Source organism: Motilibacter deserti (assembly GCF_011250635.1).
Lineage (GTDB): Bacteria > Actinomycetota > Actinomycetes > Motilibacterales > Motilibacteraceae > Motilibacter_A > Motilibacter_A deserti.
Map to the genome: position 1 here is coordinate 1 of NZ_JAANNP010000174.1, position 2924 is coordinate 2924.

Genomic DNA, 2924 nt, shown 5'->3' on the forward strand with positions numbered 1-2924 from the left:
CGCCGCACGCTCGTTGTGCAGGCGACCGGCTGGGGCAAGTCCGCGGTCTACCTGATGGCGACGGTGGCCGGGCGGCGGGCAGGGCTCGGCCTGTCGCTCGTCGTCTGCCCGCTGCTGTCGCTGATGCGCGACCAGGAGGCGGCGGCCGCCCGCGCCGGCGTGCGGGCGGCCGCGCTGCACTCGGGCAATGTCGACGACTGGCCGGCCATCGAGGCGGCCCTGGCCCGCGACGAGGTCGACCTGCTGCTGGTCTCGCCCGAGCGGCTCGCCAACCCGCGGTTCGCCGAGTCGGTGCTCCCGGGCCTGCTCGCGCGGGTCGGGCTCGTGGTGGTCGACGAGGCGCACTGCCTGTCCAGCTGGGGCCACGACTTCCGCCCGGACTACCTGCGGCTCAGCCGCGAGCTGCTCGACCGCGTGCCGGACGTCCCGGTGCTGGCCACGACCGCGACCGCGAACTCCCGCGTGGTGGAGGACGTCGCCGCCCAGCTCGGCCCCGGCACCGTGACGTTCCGCGGCCCGCTGGCCCGTGCCTCGCTGCGGCTCGCGGTCGTCCCCGGGCTGGGGCCGCTCGAGCGCTACGCCTGGACGGCGGCTGCCTTGTCGGCGCTGCCGGGCTCGGGCATCGTCTACGCCCTCACCGTGGCCGAGACCGAGCGGCTCGCCGGCTTCCTGCGCATGGCCGGGTTCGAGGTCGCGGCGTACTCCTCCAAGCTCGAGCCCGACGAGCGCCAGCGCGTGGAGCAGGCGCTGCGCGACAACGCGCTCAAGGCCGTGGTCGCGACGTCCGCGCTCGGCATGGGCTTCGACAAGCCCGACCTCGCGTTCGTCGTGCACGTCGGCTCCCCGGCGAGCCCTGTGGACTACTACCAGCAGGTGGGCCGCGCGGGGCGGGGCATCGACGACGCCCTGGCCGTCCTGCTGCCCGCGGCCGAGTCCGACCCGCGCATCTGGGAGCACTTCGCGACCGCGACGATCCCGGACCCGCAGGTGGCCGACCGGGTGCTCGGCGAGCTGGGAGCCGCTGACGCCGCACTGACGGTGCCGGCGCTGGAGGCGGCGACCGGCGTGCGCCGCGGCCGGTTGGAGGCGCTGCTGAAGCTGCTCGCCGTCGACGGGGCCGTGGCGCGCGTGGGGTCGGGGTGGCGCGCGACCGGCGCGGGCTGGACGTACGACGCGGAGCGCTTCGCCCGGCTGCGGGCGGCGCGGGCGGCCGAGGCCGACCTGATGAGCCGCTACGCCGCGGGCGCGGGGTGCCTGATGGCGTTCCTGCAGGAGGCGCTCGACGACCCTGCCCCGGAGCCGTGCGGCCGGTGCTCGGTCTGCACCGGCACGCTGCCGCCGCCGGGGGCGGACGCCCCCGCCGAGCTCGTGGACGCGGCGCGGCGGCACCTGCGCGGGCGCGACGTCGTCCTGGAGCCGCGCAAGATGTGGCCGTCGCTGCCGCAGCGGCGCGGGCGCATCCCCCGCGGGGCGCAGGCCGCGCCGGGCCGCGCCCTGGCCTACGCCGACGACCCGGCGTGGGCCGATGCGCTCGCAGCGCTTGGGGCCGGGGACGGCCCGGTGCCGCAGGAGCTGGCGGACGCGGCGGTCAGCGTGCTGAGCCGGTGGCGGCGCGACTGGGACGAGCGACCGGTCGCGGTGGTGCCGGTGCCGTCGCGCTCGCGGCCGCAGCTGGTGGCCTCGCTGGCGGCGCACATCGGACAGGTGGGCCGCCTGCCGGTGCTCGACCTGCTGGAGGCGCAGGGGCCGCCCGCGCCGCGGGACGTGGCGTCCGGGGCGCGGGCGGCGGGGGTGCTGGCCGGCCTGCGGCTGCGTCCGGGGGTGGAGCTGCCGGGCGGGCCGGTCCTGCTCGTCGACGACCTGTGGCAGTCCGGCTGGACCGCCACCGTCGCCGCGGCCGTGCTGCGGGAGGCGGGCTGCGGTCCCGTCCTGCCGCTGGTGCTTCACCAGCGCCCGTAGCCCTGCAGGTCCTGCTTGCGGGCGCTGGGAGATCGAGGGGGTCCGGGCGGGCGGCCGGGGCGCGCTCGCAGGTGCGCGCTCCGGCCGCACCGCCCGTTGGCGGCGTCCGGCCCCTCGGGGGTGGGACCGGCCGCCGGGCGGCGCCGCGGCGACGGGGGGTCAGCCGCTGCGGCGCCCTCGCCGGGCGGGACGCCCGCTCGTGGCGGGCTCCCGCGACCCTCGCACCGACCTGCTGGGGGACGGGGCGGGCGAGCCGGCGGAGTAGACAGGCACCGAGGCCTCCTGGGTTGCGGTCGTTCTGATCGTCGGCGCCGGCTGGAGCCGGTGCCTGAGACGACTCTGCTCGCCGCCGGGCACGGGATCGACCGTGCTTCCCGGCGGATCGGGGTGGGGGCAGCACCCCCGGCGGGCGGGGGCAGCCCTCCCGCGCGGGCTCAGCGGGCCGTGCGCCCGCCCGGGTCGGCGGCGACGGGACGGGGTGCAGGGCGGAACGGTGCGGCGGGACGGGAGGTGCTGGGAGCGGGCTTGCGGATCGCGCGGCCTGCGGAGTAGCTGGGCATGGCTACACAGTGCAAGACGCCGCTTGTCGTCCCCTTGCAACAGGCTTGCGCCCGGCTACGCCCGGACCGGCTTGCGCTTGCGAAACCCTGCAACACTCCGACCGCAGCCTCGCTCGACGTGGCGGGGCTGCGGCTCAGGCAGCGTCCGCGGCCGGCTGCGCCCACGCGTGCGCGACCAGCTCGAGGGTGCGCGCCCGGTCTTGCGGCGAGTGGGCCGAGGTGGCCAGCATCAGCTCGTCGGCACCGGTGCGGGCGAGGAGCGCGTCGAGCTCGGCGACGACCTGCTCGGGCGTCCCCACGACCGGCTGGCTGGGCCAGCGGGCCAGCAGGTCGCGCTCGGCGTCGGTCCAGGGATAGGCCGCGGCCTCCTCGGGAGTGGCGATCGGCCCGAGCCGGCCCGTGCGC

The 2924-nt window shown here is 78.1% G+C and carries 1 protein-coding gene and 1 pseudogene; one reads left to right on the forward strand and one right to left on the reverse strand.

What is annotated here, in order from left to right:
- Positions 1–1959 (forward strand): DEAD/DEAH box helicase (locus G9H71_RS21965; protein WP_166284895.1); only part of this gene is annotated, 1959 nt, incomplete at its 5' end.
- Positions 1960–2653: 694 nt separating this feature from the next.
- Here the strand turns inward: G9H71_RS21965 and G9H71_RS21970 are convergent.
- Positions 2654–2924, reverse strand: a pseudogene (locus G9H71_RS21970) (alkanal monooxygenase); the annotation flags it as partial.